Annotated in this window: 20 protein-coding genes and 1 tRNA gene; 10 read left to right on the top strand and 11 right to left on the bottom strand. The window is 64.0% G+C overall.

Features of this window, described 5'->3' with window-relative positions:
* The first annotated feature begins 68 nt into the window (after nucleotides 1-68).
* From BG457_RS18220 to BG457_RS18240, 5 genes are all read left to right on the top strand, one after another.
* Nucleotides 69-947 carry an RNA polymerase factor sigma-32 gene (locus BG457_RS18220; protein WP_071799308.1) on the top strand — a complete coding sequence of 293 codons (879 nt, stop codon included), beginning with the start codon at nucleotides 69-71 and terminating at the stop codon, nucleotides 945-947.
* A complete protein-coding gene (locus BG457_RS18225; RefSeq protein ID WP_071799180.1) occupies nucleotides 944-1,741 on the top strand; it encodes a ChaN family lipoprotein in 798 nt (265 codons plus the stop codon). Before BG457_RS18220 ends, BG457_RS18225 begins: the two co-directional genes overlap by 4 nt.
* Nucleotides 1,742-1,814: 73 nt before the next feature.
* A complete protein-coding gene (gene coaBC / locus BG457_RS18230; protein WP_071799181.1) occupies nucleotides 1,815-3,005 on the top strand; it encodes a bifunctional phosphopantothenoylcysteine decarboxylase/phosphopantothenate--cysteine ligase CoaBC in 1,191 nt (396 codons plus the stop codon).
* Nucleotides 3,002-3,469 carry a dUTP diphosphatase gene (gene dut, locus BG457_RS18235; RefSeq protein ID WP_071799182.1) on the top strand — a complete coding sequence of 156 codons (468 nt, stop codon included), beginning with the start codon at nucleotides 3,002-3,004 and terminating at the stop codon, nucleotides 3,467-3,469. Before coaBC ends, dut begins: the two co-directional genes overlap by 4 nt.
* Before the next feature lies 1 nt (nucleotide 3,470).
* The gene (locus BG457_RS18240) at nucleotides 3,471-4,517 is read left to right on the top strand and encodes a HesA/MoeB/ThiF family protein (protein WP_071799183.1); all 1,047 of its coding nucleotides are present in this window, start codon (nucleotides 3,471-3,473) and stop codon (nucleotides 4,515-4,517) included.
* Here the strand turns inward: BG457_RS18240 and BG457_RS18245 are convergent.
* A complete protein-coding gene (locus tag BG457_RS18245; RefSeq protein WP_071799184.1) occupies nucleotides 4,492-6,435 on the bottom strand; it encodes a bifunctional 2',3'-cyclic-nucleotide 2'-phosphodiesterase/3'-nucleotidase in 1,944 nt (647 codons plus the stop codon). The two genes, BG457_RS18240 and BG457_RS18245, sit on opposite strands and share 26 nt — an antisense overlap.
* A 227-nt stretch (nucleotides 6,436-6,662) precedes the next feature.
* Between BG457_RS18245 and nudC the strand changes: the two genes are divergently transcribed.
* The 4 genes from nudC to BG457_RS18265 all read left to right on the top strand — a co-directional run bounded on the left by nudC (nucleotide 6,663) and on the right by BG457_RS18265 (nucleotide 9,082).
* Nucleotides 6,663-7,604 carry an NAD(+) diphosphatase gene (gene nudC / locus BG457_RS18250; RefSeq protein WP_071799185.1) on the top strand — a complete coding sequence of 314 codons (942 nt, stop codon included), beginning with the start codon at nucleotides 6,663-6,665 and terminating at the stop codon, nucleotides 7,602-7,604.
* Between the two features lie 74 nt (nucleotides 7,605-7,678).
* A complete protein-coding gene (pgsA, locus tag BG457_RS18255) occupies nucleotides 7,679-8,389 on the top strand; it encodes a CDP-diacylglycerol--glycerol-3-phosphate 3-phosphatidyltransferase (RefSeq protein ID WP_245771036.1) in 711 nt (236 codons plus the stop codon).
* Nucleotides 8,386-8,637: a molybdopterin converting factor subunit 1 gene (gene moaD, locus BG457_RS18260; RefSeq protein WP_071799186.1), complete on the top strand. Its 252-nt coding sequence runs from the start codon at nucleotides 8,386-8,388 to the stop codon at nucleotides 8,635-8,637. Before pgsA ends, moaD begins: the two co-directional genes overlap by 4 nt.
* Nucleotide 8,638: 1 nt before the next feature.
* On the top strand, nucleotides 8,639-9,082 hold the full coding sequence (locus BG457_RS18265; protein WP_071799187.1) for a molybdenum cofactor biosynthesis protein MoaE: 444 nt from the start codon (nucleotides 8,639-8,641) through the stop codon (nucleotides 9,080-9,082).
* 78 nt (nucleotides 9,083-9,160) lie between these two features.
* On the opposite strand, the gene BG457_RS18270 is transcribed toward BG457_RS18265, so the two are convergent.
* Nucleotides 9,161-9,526, bottom strand: coding sequence for a winged helix-turn-helix transcriptional regulator (locus tag BG457_RS18270; RefSeq protein WP_071799188.1), 366 nt, complete (start codon nucleotides 9,524-9,526; stop codon nucleotides 9,161-9,163).
* A 124-nt stretch (nucleotides 9,527-9,650) separates the two neighbouring features.
* Here BG457_RS18270 and BG457_RS18275 point away from each other — a divergent pair, with 124 nt between their 5' ends.
* Nucleotides 9,651-10,292 (top strand): nitroreductase family protein, encoded by a 642-nt coding sequence (locus tag BG457_RS18275; protein ID WP_071799189.1) that lies wholly within the window; start codon nucleotides 9,651-9,653, stop codon nucleotides 10,290-10,292.
* 235 nt (nucleotides 10,293-10,527) lie between these two features.
* Here the strand turns inward: BG457_RS18275 and rplA are convergent, their stop codons facing one another.
* The 9 genes from rplA to BG457_RS18320 form a co-directional block, all read right to left on the bottom strand.
* Nucleotides 10,528-11,226, bottom strand: a complete 699-nt coding sequence (gene rplA / locus BG457_RS18280) for a 50S ribosomal protein L1 (RefSeq protein WP_071799190.1) — start codon at nucleotides 11,224-11,226, stop codon at nucleotides 10,528-10,530.
* Between the two features lie 4 nt (nucleotides 11,227-11,230).
* Entirely contained in the window at nucleotides 11,231-11,683 is a 453-nt protein-coding gene (gene rplK, locus BG457_RS18285; protein WP_071799191.1) for a 50S ribosomal protein L11, read from the bottom strand.
* A 111-nt stretch (nucleotides 11,684-11,794) separates the two neighbouring features.
* Nucleotides 11,795-12,328: a transcription termination/antitermination protein NusG gene (nusG, locus tag BG457_RS18290; RefSeq protein WP_071799192.1), complete on the bottom strand. Its 534-nt coding sequence runs from the start codon at nucleotides 12,326-12,328 to the stop codon at nucleotides 11,795-11,797.
* Between the two features lie 191 nt (nucleotides 12,329-12,519).
* Complete coding sequence (gene secE, locus BG457_RS18295; protein ID WP_071799193.1) at nucleotides 12,520-12,717, bottom strand: preprotein translocase subunit SecE; 198 nt, start codon at nucleotides 12,715-12,717, stop codon at nucleotides 12,520-12,522.
* An 89-nt stretch (nucleotides 12,718-12,806) separates the two neighbouring features.
* Nucleotides 12,807-13,682 carry a sulfotransferase domain-containing protein gene (locus BG457_RS18300; RefSeq protein WP_139257835.1) on the bottom strand — a complete coding sequence of 292 codons (876 nt, stop codon included), beginning with the start codon at nucleotides 13,680-13,682 and terminating at the stop codon, nucleotides 12,807-12,809.
* 17 nt (nucleotides 13,683-13,699) lie between these two features.
* Nucleotides 13,700-13,775: transfer RNA gene (locus tag BG457_RS18305), tRNA-Trp, on the bottom strand.
* A gap of 51 nt (nucleotides 13,776-13,826) precedes the next feature.
* Nucleotides 13,827-14,489 carry a CatB-related O-acetyltransferase gene (locus BG457_RS18310; protein WP_071799195.1) on the bottom strand — a complete coding sequence of 221 codons (663 nt, stop codon included), beginning with the start codon at nucleotides 14,487-14,489 and terminating at the stop codon, nucleotides 13,827-13,829.
* 16 nt (nucleotides 14,490-14,505) lie between these two features.
* Complete coding sequence (locus BG457_RS18315) at nucleotides 14,506-15,033, bottom strand: alkylphosphonate utilization protein (protein WP_071799196.1); 528 nt, start codon at nucleotides 15,031-15,033, stop codon at nucleotides 14,506-14,508.
* 235 nt (nucleotides 15,034-15,268) lie between these two features.
* Nucleotides 15,269-17,122 carry an ABC transporter ATP-binding protein gene (locus BG457_RS18320; protein WP_071799197.1) on the bottom strand — a complete coding sequence of 618 codons (1,854 nt, stop codon included), beginning with the start codon at nucleotides 17,120-17,122 and terminating at the stop codon, nucleotides 15,269-15,271.
* Nucleotides 17,123-17,207 lie beyond the last annotated feature (85 nt).

Consider the following 17,207-nt stretch of genomic DNA (forward strand, 5'->3'; position numbering starts at 1 on the left):
TCCCAATCCTGTGAACCAAAGCCCGCCCTGAGGCGTAGAGTAGTTAAACGCGCCTGCAGGGGGAAATGATGCCACTCGATCTTGCCGACGACCGCCGCATGTCACGCGAGGCCATGAAGGCCGAGTTGCTGGATGCCGAAACCGAATTGCAGCTGGCCTATGCCTGGCGCGACCGGCGCGACGAACAGGCGCTGCACCGGCTGGTCACGGCCTATATGCGGCTTGCAATCTCGATGGCGGGCAAATTCCGCCGCTACGGCGCGCCGATGAATGATCTCATTCAGGAAGCCGGGCTTGGCCTGATGAAAGCCGCCGAGAAATTCGACCCCGACCGGGGCGTGCGCTTTTCGACCTATGCCGTCTGGTGGATTCGCGCCAGCATTCAGGATTACGTCATGCGCAACTGGTCGATGGTGCGCACCGGCTCCACCTCCAGCCAGAAAACCCTGTTCTTCAACCTGCGCCGCGTACAAGCCAAATTCGAGCGCGAAGCCATGGCACGGGGCGAGGATCTGGACGGCCACCAGCTGCGCGAAATGATCTCGCGCGAAGTGGGCGTGCCCTTGCAGGATGTCGAGATGATGGAAGGCCGGCTTTCAGGGTCGGATTTCTCGCTCAACTCCCTGCAATCCAGCGAGGACGACGGGCGCGAATGGATCGACACGCTGGAAGACCAGACAGCGCAGGCCGACGAAACCGTCGAACAGGCGCATGACATCACGCAACTGCGCCTCTGGCTGGTCGCGGCGATGCAGGGTCTGACGGAGCGCGAACGCTTCATCCTGCGCGAACGCAAGCTGCGCGACGAGCCGCGCACCCTCGAATCGCTGGGCGAGGAACTGGGCCTGTCGAAAGAACGGATCCGTCAGGTCGAGGCCGCAGCCTTCCAGAAAATGCGCCGCAGTCTTGAATCGCAGTCAAAAGAAGTGTTCCACTTCCTCGCATGATCCTGCGAACCTTATGCGCCGCGACACTGGCCCTGCCCGCTGTCGCGGCGGAAATCACGCCCGACACCCTCGACACGCTGCCTGCGGCGGATGTGGTGTTCCTGGGCGAGGTGCATGACAACCCCCTTCACCATATCCACCAGACCCGCGCGACCACCGCGATTGCGCCCAAAGCACTGGTGTTCGAGATGCTGACCGCAGAACAGGCCGCGCGCATCCCCAACCCCCTGCCCGATCAGGGGACGCTGGCAGAGCTCCTTGACTGGCAGAACAGCGGCTGGCCCGATTTCGCCATGTATTACCCGATCTTCTCCGCCGCACCCGACGCCGCGATCTATGGCGCGGCGCTGCCGCGCGAGAGCGCCCGCGCGAGCCTGCAGGACGGGATAGAAGCTCATTTCCCCGCCGATCCGGCACAATTCGGACTGAACACCCCGCTTTCCCCCGAGGATCAGGCCGCGCGCGAGGCCCATCAGGCCCACGCCCATTGCGACGCGCTGCCCGAAACGCTGCTGCCCGGCATGGTCGCGATCCAGCGCCTGCGCGACGCGCTCTTGGCCCATGCTGCGCTCCGCGCCCATCACGACACCGGCGGTCCGGTCGTGGTGATCACCGGAACCGAACACGCGCGCCGGGATATCGCCGCGCCCGCAAAACTCGCCCGTGCCGCCCCCGATCTGCCGCAACTTGCCATCGGCCAGTTCGAGCAGCCGCAGGACACGCCCCCGCCGCATGATCTGTGGCTTGTCACCGACCCCCATCCCCGCCCCGATCCCTGCGACGCCTTTCGCTGACCCGCCGGGGCTTCCGCTTTGCGCCCCAAGCGCGTAATCATGGCGCAACTGACCCCAAGGACAGGGCCTGACCATGCTGGCACATACGCGCGTGACACTCATAATCGGGGGCGGCATCGCGGCCTATAAATGCCTCGATCTGATCCGCCAGTTGCGCGCGGCAGGCGCCAGCGTGACCCCGGTCCTGACCCGCGCTGCCACCCAATTCGTGACCCCCATGTCCGTGGCCGCCCTCGCCGGATCGCAGGTCTATCAGGATCTGTTCGACCTCAAGGACGAGGCCGAGATGGGCCATATCCAGCTCTCCCGCGCCTCGGATCTGATCGTCGTCGCCCCCGCGACTGCCGATCTGATGGCGAAAATGGTCGGCGGCCATGCCGATGATCTGGCCAGCACCCTGCTGCTTGCGACCGACAAGCCGGTGCTGATCGCGCCCGCGATGAATGTCCGCATGTGGCAGCACCCGGCGACGCAGCGCAATCTGGCGCAACTGCGCGCCGACGGGGTGCAGGTCATCGGCCCCAATTCCGGCGATATGGCCTGCGGCGAATACGGCCCCGGCCGCATGTCCGAACCCGCCGAGATCCTCGCCGCGATCAAAGCGCACAGTACCCCCGGCCCGCTGACGGGCAAGCGCGTGCTGGTCACATCGGGGCCCACCCATGAACCCATCGACCCGGTGCGCTATATCGCCAACCGTTCCTCCGGCGCGCAGGGCACGGCGATTGGCCGCGCGCTGCGCGATCTGGGCGCCGAGGTGATCTTCGTCACCGGCCCCGCAACCGTGCCCCCGCCCGAGGGCGTGACGCTCCACCCCGTCGAAACCGCGCGCGAGATGCTGGACGCCTGCCTTGCCGCGCTGCCAGTGGATGCCGCGATCATGGCAGCCGCCGTGGCCGATTGGCGCGTGGCAACCGACTTCATCCAGAAGATCAAGAAAGGCCCGCAAGGCATTCCAAAACTTGATCTTTCCGAAAACCCGGACATCCTTGCCACGCTGTCCTCCCACGCACAGCGCCCGCGCCTTGTCGTGGGTTTCGCCGCGGAAACCGAAAACGTCATTGCCCATGCCACCGCCAAACGCGCGCGCAAGGGCTGCGACTGGATCGTCGCGAATGATGTCTCACCCGCCACCGGCATCATGGGGGGCGCGGAAAACGCTGTGCATCTGATCACCGCAGAGGGCAGCGAGGACTGGCCGCGCCTGCTGAAAACCGAAGTTGCCACCCGTCTTGCCACCCGCATCGCCGAGGCCCTGACATGAGTGTGACCATCCCTTTCCAGCGACTGCCCGGTTTCGACCCAGAAATCCCGCTGCCCGATTACGCCACCGCGGGCGCCGCCGGCGCCGATATCCGCGCGAACCTGCCCCAAGAGCAGCGCGCCACCGGCCTGACCCTCGCCCCGATGGCGCGTATCCTTGTGCCCACCGGCCTTGCCTGCGCCATCCCGGTTGGGTTCGAGATGCAGATCCGCGCGCGCTCGGGTCTGGCGCTGCGCCATGGCATCACCCTGCCCAACGCGCCCGCGACCATCGACAGCGATTATCGCGGCCCCGTCGGCGTGATCCTCCAGAACCTTGGCGAAGGGCCTTTCCTGATCGAACATGGCGCGCGCATCGCGCAGATCATCATTGCGCCCGTGGTGCAGGCGCGTTTCACCGTGATCGCGGATCTGGACGAAACCACGCGCGGGACCGGCGGTTTCGGCTCCACCGGAACCGCCTGAGATGGGTCTCGTCCTCTTCCTCATGGCCGCGCTCTGGGGTCTGGGCTGGGTGATGAAAACCCCCATCCGCGCGCGGCTGATAATGATCGCCCTGCTCTATCTCGCCGTCATCCTCGCGCAACTCCTCCTGCCCGAAACTGCCGAGCTGCGCCGCGCCACCGGCGGCGATGTACGCCCCTGGCTGGTGCTGGGCGGGGTCGTGGCGCTGGGCTACGGCTATAGCCGCCTCATCGCCCGCCTGCGCCGCAGCCCCCCGGAAACCCCGCAGCCCAACCCCGACAGCTTCCGCGAAGCCGAGTTGAACCGCTACGCCCGCCACATCATCCTGCGCGAAATCGGCGGCACCGGGCAGAAGAAACTGAAATCCGCGAAAGTGCTGGTCGTCGGCGCAGGCGGTCTTGGTTCGCCCGCGTTGCTCTACCTTGCCGCCGCAGGCGTCGGCACGATCGGCGTGATCGACGATGACACGGTGGATGGCACCAATCTGCAGCGCCAGATCATCCATACCGATGAGCGCATCGGCATGCCCAAGGTGTTCTCCGCGCAGGCCGCGATGCAGGCCCTCAACCCGTTCATCACCATCCGCCCCTACAATCGCAGGCTGGATGCAGAAACTGCCGCGACCCTCTTTGCCGAATATGACCTGATCCTTGACGGCACCGACAATTTCGACACCCGCTATCTGGTCAATCGCGCGGCTGTGGCCACGGGCAAGCCGCTGATCGCCGCCGCCATCACCCAATGGGAAGGCCAGATCAGCCTCTATCACCCGGCGACAGATGCGCCCTGCTATGAATGCATCTTCCCCCAGCGCCCCGCCCCCGGTCTGGCCCCAAGCTGCGCCGAGGCCGGGGTCATCGCCCCCCTGCCGGGCATCCTTGGCACGATGATGGCGAATGAGGCGCTCAAGGAGATCACCGGCGCAGGCACCGGGCTGCGCGGGCGCATGATCCTGTGGGACGCGCTCTATAGTGAAACCCGCACAATGCGCCTGAAACGCCGCGCCGATTGCGCCTGCTGCGCTACAGTGTCAGCCGGACCCGCATGAAACCGCGCGCATCGGCCCCCAGCACCTCGGGGGCGTGATCGGCGATCATCTCCAGATGCGGATGTGCGGCAACCCCGGTGCTCAGGATCGCCGTGGCCCCCGCCACCGGCTGCAGCCGGAACGGCGCGCGCGCCGGGATCTCCAGACAGTCCTGCGCCGCCACAAATGCGCGCAGCACCTCGCGCGTGACCCGCGCATCCTCGAACACCACCGAGCCCGGCCCCGCGCCCTGAAACCCGCCAGCCCCATGCGCCCGGAAACTGTTGGTGCAGAGGATGAATTCCTGCGCCGGGTCCAGCGGCCTGCCCTGAAAGCGCACATTCCGCACCCGACTGTCACCGGGGTTCAACACCTCGCCCAGATGATTGAACCGCGCAGGCGCGGCCAGATCGAACTCATAGTCCAGCCCGTAGAGCATCTCGAAATTATAGCCCGGAAAGGCCGGATCCATCAGCGGCTGATCCGCCAGACCGGGATGGATCTGATGATAGGCCGAGGCCGCGCGCTCCAGCCAGAGCAGCAGATCCGCCCCCGTCAGCCGCAGGGCCGCAATCCGGTTGGGATAGACATAGAGATCGGCGAGCGACCGGCATGTCAGCACCCCCGCCGCGATATTGGTGAAATTGCGCGCCCCCCCCAGCCCCCCGGCCTTGGAGGGCGCGACCGCGGACAGCAGCGGCAGATCCGCCAGCGGCGTTCCCGCCAGCCCCTGCGCCACGAAATCGCGCTGCGCTTCGGCCACAAGGGTCGTCGCGGCACTCTGCCCCAGATAGACGAAAAACGAATTGATCGGCGCCGCGCTGCGCCCGATCGGCTGGCGGATGCTTTCCAACACCGCCTCATGCGCCCGCGTGACGATCTTGCGCACCTTGGGGCTGTTCAGCACAACCGGCCCCTGCGGTGCCTCGGGCTGGGTAAACCGGCTCGACGCCTCGCGCAGCGCGCGCGTCTCGACCTCTGCCGACAGGATCTCCCATTGCCCGCCCGAACGCACCAGCCGCAGATCGATCAGCCCCAGATGCGAGCCGAAAAACCCGCTCATCACTGTGGGCTTGCCGCAGATCGTCCCGCGCACAATATCGACGCCCGGAATATCGGCAAAGGCAGGCGAGGGGAAAACCTGATGGCTATGCCCGCTCAGGATCAGATCCACCCCCTCGATCCCGGCCAGCGGAATCACGGCATTCTCCATATTCTCGCTATGCCGGATCGCCCCGATGCCGGAATGCGCCAGCAGCACCACCAGATCGGCCCCTCCTGCACGCATCTCGGGCACAAAGGCGCGCACGGCTTCCACCATGTCGCGGGTCTGGATCCGCCCGTTCAGCATCTGGCGTTCCCATATCGTGATCTGCGGCGGCGCCACCCCGATCACCCCGATGCAGATCGGATGCGCCCGCCCGCCACGATCCGTCACGGTCCGGTGCAACAGGCTGTAGGGGCGCGCGAAATGACGGTCCAAAAGCGGGTTGCCGCCTTTCTCATGCAGGATATTGGCCGAGACGACCGGGCAATCCGCGCGCAGCAGTGCCTTGTTCAGAAACTCGATCCCATAATTGAATTCATGGTTTCCGATGGTGATCGCGTCATAGCGCAGCGCATTCATCGCCGCCATGACCGGGTGCAGATCGCCCTCTTTCAGCCCCATGTCATAGGCGAAATAATCCCCGACCGGCGTGCCCTGCAGGAAATCGCCATTGTCAAACAACAGGCAATTCGGCACCTGCTGGCGGGCCCGATCGATCAGTTCGGCCAGCCGCGACAATCCCACATCGGGATTGGGACAATCGGCATAATAATCGTAGGGATGCAGATGCACATGCAGATCCGTCGTCTCCATGATACGAAGATCGACAGTCGCAGAGACTGCGACATCTGACGCGAAATCCAGCCGGTCCTGTTTCATGTTCTCATGCATCTTTACGTCAATGGCCTCGTGAGAACTTTCTTCAGACATGCGGCGAAAATCTGGCGCCAATGGTGATTATTTTGTGTCCGGCGGCGGCACATCTTGCAGATTCAGATGATATTCCAACGCGATGCCGTTCACAACCGCCGATTGTTAACGATATAAATAGCCATTGCCGCGCGCGGGCAAAGCTGACAGGTAAGCATGAAACAGCAGCAGCGGCAGGAACCCGCGCGATGCAATTTGCCTTTGGCAGTGAATGGGACACACGCGATGCGCTGCGCCGCGACGATGCGGGCGCATTGGCGCAGGCGCTCGACAATCCGCGCACGCGCGTGCTGCCCCTCTGGCGCGGCAAGCCGCATCTGGCCGGAACCGCGCTCGGCTGGGTGCCGCCCGATCATCCGATGCTGCGCCATGCCCCGCGCCCGTTTCTCTATCTCGGCCAGCATCAGGGCCATGCGCGTTTCGCCGCCGATCTCTCGGCATGGGAACCCGACGCGCTCGACCGCGCCGCGCTCGCCATGTTCCTCGACAGCTCGATCCAGCGCCACCCCGCCGCCGCCCCGGACATGCATTTCGGCGAATTGCGCATGGCCATGGCCCAGCTTGACGCGCCCGAAGCCGCCCTTGCCGCCACCGCCCGCGCGCTTTTCAACTGGCACCGCACGCATGGGTTCTGCGCCGCCTGCGGCCAGCCAAGCACCGCCACGATGGCCGGATGGGAACGCCAATGCCCCGCCTGCGGCGCCAAGCATTTCCCGCGCACCGACCCGGTGGTGATCATGCTGGTGACCCATGGCAATGACGTCCTCCTGGGCCGCTCGCCGGGCTGGCCCGAACGGATGTATTCCGCGCTTGCAGGCTTCATCGAGCCGGGCGAGACGCTCGAAGCCGCCGTCGCCCGCGAAGTGTTCGAGGAAGCCGCGATCCGCCTTGGCCCGGTGCGCTATGTCGCCTCGCAGCCCTGGCCCTTTCCCAATTCGCTGATGTTCGGCGCTGTTGCCGAAGCCACCAGCCGCGAAATCACGCTGGATGACGAACTGGAAGATGCCCGCTGGTTCCCCCGCGAGGAAATCCTGCGCGCCTGGAGCGGCAGCCATCCCGACCTCCTGCCTGCGCGAAAAGGGGCCATCGCGCATTTCCTGATCGGCGCGTGGCTTGCTGGCAGGCTCTGAGCGGCTTATCTCTGGCTTCAGGCTTTCAGGGCCGGGGCTTGCATTTCCCCTGCCGCGCTTTCAGGATGCTGACCATGACGCTGCACGCTGCCCCCGGTACCGGACCCAAACCCATGTCGACCTGGACTGTCCCCAATATCCTGACTGTCCTGCGCCTGCTGGCCGCACCGGGCGTCGCGGTGATGTTCCTCTATTTCCACCGCCCCTGGGCCGACTGGTTCGCGCTGGCCCTTTTCGCACTCGCCGCGATCACCGATTTCTTCGACGGCTATCTGGCGCGGGCCTGGAAACAGGAAAGCCGCCTTGGCGCGATGCTCGATCCCATCGCCGACAAGGCCATGGTGGTGATCGCACTTCTGGTCATCACCGGCTATTCCGGCATGGACCCCTGGCTGATCCTGCCCGCCACTGCGATCCTCTTCCGCGAGGTGTTCGTCTCCGGCCTGCGTGAATTTCTCGGCGACAAGGCAGGGCTCTTGAAAGTCACCAATCTCGCCAAATGGAAAACCACCGCGCAGATGACTGCGATTGCAGTGCTGTTTCTGGCCATGGGCCTCGAATATGTCCGCGAGGCTGCCTCCCTGCGCAGCCACCGCGCCCTGATCGAAGCGCTCAGCGATATCGGCACCTCGGATGTCAGCGTCGTCGATCTGGCTCGGCATGGCGGCAATTACGTCTGGAATTTCGGCCTCGCCCTGATCTGGGTCGCCGCACTCCTGACCCTGATCACTGGCTGGGACTATTTCCGCAAATCCCTGCCATTCCTGAAAGACACACCCAAATGACGCTCGATATCCTCTATTTCGCCTGGCTGCGCGAACGCATCGGCCTGCCGCGCGAAACCATCACCACCGAGGCCGTCACCGTCGCCGATCTGGTCGATGAACTGCGCCTGCGCGAGGAGCGCTATGCGCTGGCCTTCTCGGATCTCTCGGCGGTGCGCGTCGCGCTCGATCAGGATCTGGCCGAATTCGACGCCCCCCTTGCCGGTGTGCGCGAAGTGGCCTTCTTCCCGCCCATGACCGGGGGCTGAGATGGATATCCGCGTCCAGGAGGCCCCGTTCGACTATGGCGCGGAATCTGCCCGCTTCACGGATGCGCGCGCAGATATCGGCGCCGTCGTCACCTTCTGCGGCATCGTGCGCAATGACGGCGGCGCGCTGCAGGCGATGGAGATCGAACATTACCCCGGCATGACCGAACGCGCCCTGACCCAGATCGCCGAAGAGGCCGCCCGCCGCTGGTCCCTCGCCGGGTGCCTGATCATCCACCGCTACGGGCGGATGGAGCCGGGCGAGAAGATCATGATGGTCGCCACCGCCGCGCGCCACCGCGCCGATGCTTTCGCGGCGGCGGATTTCCTGATGGATTACCTGAAATCCCGCGCGCCCTTCTGGAAGAAGGAATTTTCAGGCGAGGGCGCGGAATGGGTCGCGGCCAAGGATGCGGATGAGGCGGCGCTGGGGCGCTGGGGCTGAGCTACTGGCTTTACGAGGGCTCGCTGACCTCCCGTTCCTGCCTTCTATGCAGAAAACCAACGCCCATCGACCACGCGCTTACTCCTCAACCGCCTTGTCATAAGCTTGACGCGCGGCCTCGATCTCCTTCTGGTTCTCCAGCGCCCAATTGCCCAGAGCGCTTACTGGTTCACGAAACGACTGCCCCATCTCGGTCAGGGTGTATTCCACCTTTGGCGGGATCGTCGGATGATGGGTTCGCTTCACGAGACCGTCTCGTTCCAACTCCTTCAGGGTCAGGCTCAACATGCGCTGAGAAATCCCGAGGCTCCTCTTGAGTTCATTGAATCGCAATGTCCCGTGCCGGGCCAGCGCGATGATGACAAGAACGCTCCAGCGATCGCCAACGCGCGACAAGACTTCGTTGATACGTGTGCAATCAGGGCATCGATTGTTGTCCAGCATAGTGGTTCCTCACATGTAACCAAGTCTCAGAAATGTGCCTTCTTGTCACGGTTTTCGGTTCTGCCTAGTTAGTCAGTTACAAATTGATACTGCCCTTTACGGGCTCTGACAACGGAAAGCAGACATGACACCCAAGGCACTGAATGATCATCTGACCTGGCGCTACGCCACCAAGAAAATGGATCCCGCGAAAGCAGTCCCGCAGGAAAAGGTCGATGCCATCATCGAGGCAATCCGCATGGCCCCCACCTCCAGCGGCACCCAACCCTTCGAGCTGCTCGTGATCACAAACGCCGAAATCCGCAGCCAGATCGCCGCAGCGGCCAGCGGGCAGGCGCAGATCACCGATGGCTCGCATCTGCTGGTATTCGCCGCATGGGACAATTACACCGCTGACCGAATCGACGAGGTGGTGCAACTGAACGTCGATGCCCGCGGCGACCTGCCTATGCTGCAAGCCTATTACGAGAATCTCAAAGCCGCCTACCTGCCCCGCGACGCCGAAGAAAACTATACCCACGCCGCGCGTCAGGCCTATATCGCCCTCGGAGTCGCATTGGTTGCCGCCGCCGAACAGGAAGTCGACAGCACACCGATGGAAGGCTTTGACCCCGAGGCCGTTGACGCGATCCTTGGTCTGAAGGAACGTGGCTTGCGCTCCGTCCTGCTTATGCCGCTGGGCTACCGTGACACGGCAGGCGACTGGCTCCTTCCCATGGAAAAAGTGCGCAAACCCCGCGAGGCCATCGTCACACAGATCGCCTGAACCAAGGCGGTGAACCGGGCATGAAATCCAGTATCGGTCTCCAGACCACCTGGGCAATTTCATGTCCGCGCGAAATGGCACACGAGGCTCCAGGCCCCGCCTACCCATTCCACGACATCGCAGGGCGCATCACAACTATTCTTGCGCCTTGCCATAACCCGAAGCGCGGGTCTTGCGCGCCAAAGCAAAAGGGCGGCCCCGCAAGGCCGCCCTTTCAAATTCTGTGGCACTGGCCTCAGCGCTGCGTCGCGCTGGTCACGTCCACCGACACGCCCGGCCCCATCGAAGAGCTGACCGAGACCTTCTTGAGATAAGCGCCCTTGGCACCTGTGGGCTTGGCCTTGGCCACAGCATCCACGAAAGCGCGCAGGTTCTCAGCCAGTTTCCCGGCCTCGAACGAGGCTTTGCCGATCCCGGCATGGATGATCCCGGCCTTTTCGACCTTGAACTGGACCTGACCGCCCTTGGCGCTTTCCACGGCACCGGCCACATCCATCGTCACGGTGCCCACTTTGGGGTTCGGCATCAGGTTGCGGGGGCCAAGGATTTTACCCAGACGACCAACAATCGGCATCATGTCCGGCGTTGCGATGCAACGGTCGAACTCGATCTTGCCCGACTGGATGGTTTCCATCAGGTCTTCCGCACCGACGATATCGGCACCCGCTGCCTTGGCTTCATCCGCCTTGGGGCCACGGGCAAAGACCGCAACGCGCACGGTTTTCCCGGTGCCATTGGGCAGCGTGACCACGCCGCGCACCATCTGGTCCGCATGGCGCGGATCGACGCCCAGATTCATCGCGACTTCCACAGTCTCGTCGAATTTCGCCGAGACATTGCCCTTGATCAGCGCAATCGCGTCCTCGACCGACAGGTTTTCCTTGCCGGCAAAGGCTTCACGAGCGGCCTTGATACGTTTTCCGAGTTTCGCCATGACCTTAGCCTTTCACTTCGATGCCGCAGGATTTCGCAGAGCCTGCGATGATCTGCATTGCGCCCTCGATGGTGGTCGCATTCAGATCTTTCATCTTGGCTTCGGCGATCTCGCGGATCTGCTTGGTGGTCACGGTGCCCTGAACCTTGCGGCCCGGCATCGGCGAGCCTTGGGCACGGTTGCGCTTGCCCTGCGGCTTGAGGCCCGCTGCGCGCTTCAGATACCAGGACGCCGGCGGCGTTTTCAGGTCCATCGTGAAGGACTTGTCCTGATAATAGGTGATCACGGTCGGAATCGGCGAGCCCGGCTCCATTTCGGCCGTGCGCGCGTTGAATTCCTTGGTGAACATCATGATATTGATGCCGCGCTGACCCAGAGCAGGGCCAACAGGGGGCGACGGGGTGGCTTTGCCCGCCGGAATTTGCAGCTTGAGCTGCCCGATCACTTTCTTGGCCATCTGGCCTCTCCTTCTTTCACCTGGCCCCATGCACGCCTGCGCAGGGCTCCTTGCGGTTTAGTGGTGCGGTGTCACCGGGCGCGCCCGGCCACCTCCCACGGGTACATCACGTCAGATATCTTTCGAGACCTGCGTGAATTCCAGATCGACCGGGGTGGCCCGGCCAAAGATCGACACCATCACCTTCAGGCGATTGGCGGCGTCGTCCACTTCCTCGACCACGCCCGAGAACCCCTCGAACGGGCCATCCGTGACCTTGACCTGCTCGCCGATCTCGAAATGGATCAGCGTGCGCGGGGCTTCCTCGCCTTCCTGCACGCGGTTGAGGATCGCATTCACCTCATCATCGCGCATCGGCATCGGCTTGCCCTGCGAGCCCAGAAACCCGGTCACGCGGTTGATCGAATTGATCAGATGATAGGCTTTCGCGCTCATCTCCATACGCACCAGCACATAGCCGGGCATGAAACGGCGCTCGGATGTCACTTTCTTGCCGCGCCGCACCTCGATCACTTCCTCGGTCGGCACCAGCACTTCCTCGATCTGGTCCTCCAGACCGCCCTCGGCCACAGCGGTGCGAATGGCCTCGGCCACTTTCTTCTCGAAATTCGACAACACGCTTACCGAATACCAGCGCTTGGCCATGTCTTCCCACTTCCTGCTCTCGTCCTGCCACGGGGCCCTGCCCGCATCAGGCTGACACATCCCCGCAGGATCGCGCGGCGGCACCGTGTCAGAAGGTCAAAACAAACAGCGCACCGAGTCGGTGCGCTTTGAGGGCTGCATTACAGTGCGGGGCGCGGCTTTTCAAGCCCTGCCGGACATGCAGTCCCGGCTTAGTTGAAGAAGCCCAGCGTCGTCACCAGACCGGTGCGGATCAGCAGATCCACAAGGAAGAAAAACACCGCCGTCAGCGTGGCCATGATCAGCACCATGATCGTGGTCACAACCACCTCGCGCCGGTTCGGCCAGCTGACCTTGGCGGTCTCGGCGCGCACTTGCTGCATGAACTGGAACGGATTGGTCTTGGCCATAGTCAGACTCCTTGGACGTGGGCCTCACATACGCAGCCCCCTGCCCGGTTTCAAGGCTGATTCCACCCGCAGGCAGGAAACCGCCCCCCTCACGGTGTCAGACAGGTCACACTCTCCAGCTCCGCGAGCCGCGCCCAATCCTCAAGATAGCTTTGCTGCGCCTCTGCCCGCTGCGCGGCGGCAAAAGGCTGCGGCCCCGGCCAGTTCGCGCCTTTGGGAAAGCGCGACATCGCCTTGCGCATGGCCGCATGTGCCGTCAGGTCAGGCTCGCGCGCCATGATCCGGGGCAAGGCCGTGATCGCCCGCGCCGAAGGTCCGGTCAGATAGCGCCGCGCGCGGCCTTCCTCGGGCATCGCCTGCACTGGCAGCGGCTCCAGCCCGACAAGCGCGGTCGGCAGCTGTGGGGCCAGCGCCCGGTAATCCTCATAGCGCCAGAGCACCACACCCGACACCGCCTCCAGCCCCAGCAGACGCCCCGCCATCTCCGACCAGCGCAGGGCCATGGGCGCGATCCCGGAACAAAAATCCTCAAACCCGACCGGCCGCCCGGCCAGAAACTGATGCCCCCAGCCCGACACCAGCCAGTCCAGCGGATTGCGGATACAGAGCGCCAGCCGCACCCCGCTCAGATCCAGCGCCGCGAAAGCCGCCTCCAGCCGTGCCGCGGCCTTCGGATAAAGCTGCGCGCCCGACATTGTCGCCGGCGGTCGCGGACTGCCAAGGATATTCTCATCCGACAGCAGCACGCATCGTCCTGCCCTGCTTTCAGCCCCAAGCACCTGCCGCAACGCCGCCCCCTGCCCCCGCATCGCATCCCGCGAGGGATAATAGCCGGGAAGTTTCAGATCATCGCGCAGCCGCTCCGGGCCGAAATAGGCACAGCCGCAGGCGCGCAGCGCCGCGCGATTGGCCATGCACAGCGCCTGAAAATGGGTGCTTGCGGATTTGTGTGCACCGATATGCACCACAACCATCCCCGGACTGGCAGGGGCAGAGGGACTCGAACCCCCGACCCTCGGTTTTGGAGACCGATGCTCTACCAACTGAGCTATACCCCTAAGTCCGTGTGCAGGGGTTAAGTCAGGCGCGCCCCAAGATCAAGAGGGAAATCACGCCTGCCCCACTTCCCGTCCCGCCCGCTCCAGCGCCACCAGATCCCCGCCGCAGATCGCCGCCTCATGCGCGAGGATCCGGTCAATCGGCCAGTCCCACCAGCGCAGTTCCAGCAACCGCGCCACCACCTCGGGCGCGAACCGCGCGCGCGACACCCGCCCCGGATTGCCGATCACCACCTGATAGGGCGCAACCCTGCCGCCCACCACCGCGCCTGCGCCGATGATCACCCCGTCCCCGATCCGCGCACCGGGCAGAATCCGCGCCCCCTGCCCGATCCAGACATCATTGCCGATGACGATATCCTTGCCCGGTCCGGGCAATGACGGCGCACCCTCGAATTCGCGATGAAAGATCGCAAACGGATAGGAGGAAAACCCGTCATAGCGATGATTGGCCCCGGCGGTGATGAAGCGCACGGAATCCGCGATCTGGCAGAACCTCCCCAGAATCAGCCGGTCCTGCGAGAATTCATAAAGATAGGGGGCCAGTTCATGCGCCCAATCCTCGGGCGGAGTCTCGGAACTGGCATAGCTATAATCGCCGATCTCCCAGCGCGGATGGTCGATCACCGCGCGCAGAAACACCGTGTCGCGATGCAGGCTGCCATCGGGCAGCGTGATGGGAAAGCGCGTCTCGGGCGCCGGAAATTGCGGCATGCTCAGCCTCTTGGTCTCATGCAGATTTTTTCACGAATTGCGTCAGGATCACGATACGCTGGCCATTCACACGCCCCTCGATCTGGCCCGCATTCTCCGGCACCAGAGAAATCCCGCGCACCGCCGTTCCGCGTTTGGCCGTGAACCCGGCCCCCTTGACCGGCAGATCCTTGATCAGCACCACGGTATCGCCCTGCGCCAGCACCGCCCCGTTGCTGTCGCGATGCATCTCGCCCGCCTCTGCCCCCGCAATCGGATGCGCTTCGGCCTCGGCCAGCAGATCCGGCTCCAGCCAGACCGTTTCCAAGAGTTCCGCCGCCCAGGGCTCTGCGCGCAGCGCATGGGTCAGCCGCCAGGCCGCGATCTGCACCTCGGGCCGCTCGCTCCAGATCGCCGATTGCAGACAGGACCAATGCGGCGCGGGCGCAATCTCGCCTGCACTCCCTGCGGCACAGGTTCCGCACAGGGCCAGCGCAGTGTCACGCGGCGCAATCGCAACCGCGCGCAACGGCCCTTCGGCCCCACAAATTGCGCATGACGTCATGATGCTGGTCCTTTCCGGCCGGGTTTCCTTGGCTTACGCCTGCCGTTGCGCGGGCGCAACAGCTTCCGCAAAGCCCCTGCAGAATACCCGTCCGGCACCGCCGGACAGCGCCCGCGAATGGCAAGGGTCGGGCGGGTGGGCCATGAGCGGGCGCTTCTGACCGCGCGCGAATGCGCCGCGCTGCGGAGGAATTGATCCCTCCAGCAGCCCCGGCCCTTCCCGGTTTCAAACGCATTCAGGCATCATCCAGCAGAAAGCCCCCTGATTGCCGCGCCCAGAGCCGCGCATAAAGCCCGCCCTCTGCCAGCAAATCCTCATGCCGCCCCTGCTCGATGATCCTTCCCTGATCCATCACCACCAGCCGGTCCATCGCCGCAATCGTGGACAGCCGATGCGCAATCGCGATCACGGTCTTGCCCTCCATGAGCTTGGTCAACTGGCTCTGGATCGCGGCTTCCACTTCCGAATCCAGCGCCGAGGTCGCCTCATCGAGAATCAGGATCGGCGCATCCTTCAGCGCCACCCGCGCAATCGCGATCCGCTGGCGCTGCCCGCCCGAGAGTTTCACCCCGCGCTCGCCCACATGCGCCTCAAGACCACGGCGGCCCTTGGCATCCGACAGATCAGCGATGAAATCGCGCGCCTCGGCCATATCCGCGGCGGCAAGGATCTGCGCCTCGCTGGCATCGGGCCGACCATAGGCGATATTGTCGCGCACCGAGCGGTGCAGAAGTGCCGTGTCCTGTGTCACCATGCCGATCGCAGCGCGCAGGCTGTCCTGCGTCACACTCGCAATATCCTGACCGTCAATCAGGATACGCCCCTGTTTCACGTCGTAAAACCGCAAGAGCAGATTGACGAGCGTGGACTTGCCCGCGCCCGACCGCCCCACCAGCCCGATCTTTTCGCCCGGCGCGATATTCAGCGAAAGCCCGTCCAGCACGGCGGGTTTCTTCACCGCCAGCCCTTCATAGCGGAAGGTCACATTCTCGAACCGCACCGCGCCTTTTTCGGCTTTCAGGGGCATGGCCTTGGGTGCATCCACAATATCCTGCGGCAGCGAAAGCGAGGATACCCCGTCGCGCACTGTCCCGATATTCTCGAAAAGCGCTGCGAATTCCCACATGATCCAATGCGACATGTTGCCCAGCCGCAGCGCCAGCGGGATCGCCACCGCCAGCGCCCCCAGTTCGACCCGGCCATTCAGCCATAGCCAAAGGCCCATGCCCGTCACCGCAGCGGTCAGAAGCGCATTGATGAAATTGACGCCCACATCCTGCAGCGCCACCAGTCGCATCTGCCGGTAGACCGTCTGCAGGAACCCGTCCAGCCCCTCGCGCGCATAGCTTTCTTCACGCGCGGCATGGCTGAACAGCTTCACCGTAGCGATATTGGTGTAGCTGTCCACGATCCGCCCCGTCATCATCGCGCGCGCATCGGCCTGCTGTTGCGACACTCTTCCCAGACGCGGCACGATCAGCCAGAGAAGCACGCCATAAGCCACCGACCACAGCAGGAACGGGAGCGCAAGCCAGGTGTCCTGCGTCGCCGCCAGCCAGAGCGTGCCAAGGAAATAGGCGCAGATATAGACAGCGACATCCATCAGCTTCATGACCACTTCGCGCACCGCGAGCGCGGTCTGCATCATCCGCGTGGCGATCCGGCCTGCGAATTCATCCTGAAAATAGCCCATCGACTGACCGAGCAGCCAGCGATGCGTCTGCCAGCGGATCCGCTGCGGGAAATTGCCCATGATCGCCTGATACATGACCAGCGCGCCAATGACCGAGATGACCGGCAGCGCCACCAGTTGCAGCCCGGCCATGCCCATCAGCCGCGCGCCTTCCTCGGCCAGAAAGCGCTCGGGGCCAAGCGCAGTCATCCGGTTCACCAGCGTGCCCAGATAGCCGATCAGGATGATCTCGATTATGGCGAAAATGATCGACAGGCCCGACATGGCCAGAAGCCAGGGCAGCACCGGTCGCGCGAAATGAAGGGTGAAACCGGTAAGCGTGCCGGGCGGCTGGCGCGGCGCGTCGGTCGGGTAAGCTTCGATCTTCTTTTCGAAGATTCTGAAAACGTTTTTCATTTTTGCCTCGAATCCAAAAGGGGCGTGTGACCTCACACGCCCCTTTAAGGTCAAGGCGTAGGGTCTTGATTACTTGATGATTTTC

It is taken from the genome of Natronohydrobacter thiooxidans, assembly GCF_001884735.1.
GTDB classification, from domain to species: Bacteria; Pseudomonadota; Alphaproteobacteria; order Rhodobacterales; family Rhodobacteraceae; genus Roseinatronobacter; species Roseinatronobacter thiooxidans_A.

Excerpts from the sequence above, each read along its gene's own strand:
- BG457_RS18220 (WP_071799308.1), top strand. The coding sequence starts at position 69 with ATGCCACTCGATCTTGCCGACGACCGCCGCATGTCACGCGAGGCCATG.
- BG457_RS18225 (WP_071799180.1), top strand. The coding sequence starts at position 944 with ATGATCCTGCGAACCTTATGCGCCGCGACACTGGCCCTGCCCGCTGTC.
- coaBC (WP_071799181.1), top strand. The coding sequence starts at position 1,815 with ATGCTGGCACATACGCGCGTGACACTCATAATCGGGGGCGGCATCGCG.
- dut (WP_071799182.1), top strand. The coding sequence starts at position 3,002 with ATGAGTGTGACCATCCCTTTCCAGCGACTGCCCGGTTTCGACCCAGAA.
- BG457_RS18240 (WP_071799183.1), top strand. The coding sequence starts at position 3,471 with ATGGGTCTCGTCCTCTTCCTCATGGCCGCGCTCTGGGGTCTGGGCTGG.
- BG457_RS18245 (WP_071799184.1), bottom strand. The coding sequence starts at position 6,435 with ATGCATGAGAACATGAAACAGGACCGGCTGGATTTCGCGTCAGATGTC.
- nudC (WP_071799185.1), top strand. The coding sequence starts at position 6,663 with ATGCAATTTGCCTTTGGCAGTGAATGGGACACACGCGATGCGCTGCGC.
- pgsA (WP_245771036.1), top strand. The coding sequence starts at position 7,679 with ATGACGCTGCACGCTGCCCCCGGTACCGGACCCAAACCCATGTCGACC.
- moaD (WP_071799186.1), top strand. The coding sequence starts at position 8,386 with ATGACGCTCGATATCCTCTATTTCGCCTGGCTGCGCGAACGCATCGGC.
- BG457_RS18265 (WP_071799187.1), top strand. The coding sequence starts at position 8,639 with ATGGATATCCGCGTCCAGGAGGCCCCGTTCGACTATGGCGCGGAATCT.
- BG457_RS18270 (WP_071799188.1), bottom strand. The coding sequence starts at position 9,526 with ATGCTGGACAACAATCGATGCCCTGATTGCACACGTATCAACGAAGTC.
- BG457_RS18275 (WP_071799189.1), top strand. The coding sequence starts at position 9,651 with ATGACACCCAAGGCACTGAATGATCATCTGACCTGGCGCTACGCCACC.
- rplA (WP_071799190.1), bottom strand. The coding sequence starts at position 11,226 with ATGGCGAAACTCGGAAAACGTATCAAGGCCGCTCGTGAAGCCTTTGCC.
- rplK (WP_071799191.1), bottom strand. The coding sequence starts at position 11,683 with ATGGCCAAGAAAGTGATCGGGCAGCTCAAGCTGCAAATTCCGGCGGGC.
- nusG (WP_071799192.1), bottom strand. The coding sequence starts at position 12,328 with ATGGCCAAGCGCTGGTATTCGGTAAGCGTGTTGTCGAATTTCGAGAAG.
- secE (WP_071799193.1), bottom strand. The coding sequence starts at position 12,717 with ATGGCCAAGACCAATCCGTTCCAGTTCATGCAGCAAGTGCGCGCCGAG.
- BG457_RS18310 (WP_071799195.1), bottom strand. The coding sequence starts at position 14,489 with ATGCCGCAATTTCCGGCGCCCGAGACGCGCTTTCCCATCACGCTGCCC.
- BG457_RS18315 (WP_071799196.1), bottom strand. The coding sequence starts at position 15,033 with ATGACGTCATGCGCAATTTGTGGGGCCGAAGGGCCGTTGCGCGCGGTT.
- BG457_RS18320 (WP_071799197.1), bottom strand. The coding sequence starts at position 17,122 with ATGAAAAACGTTTTCAGAATCTTCGAAAAGAAGATCGAAGCTTACCCG.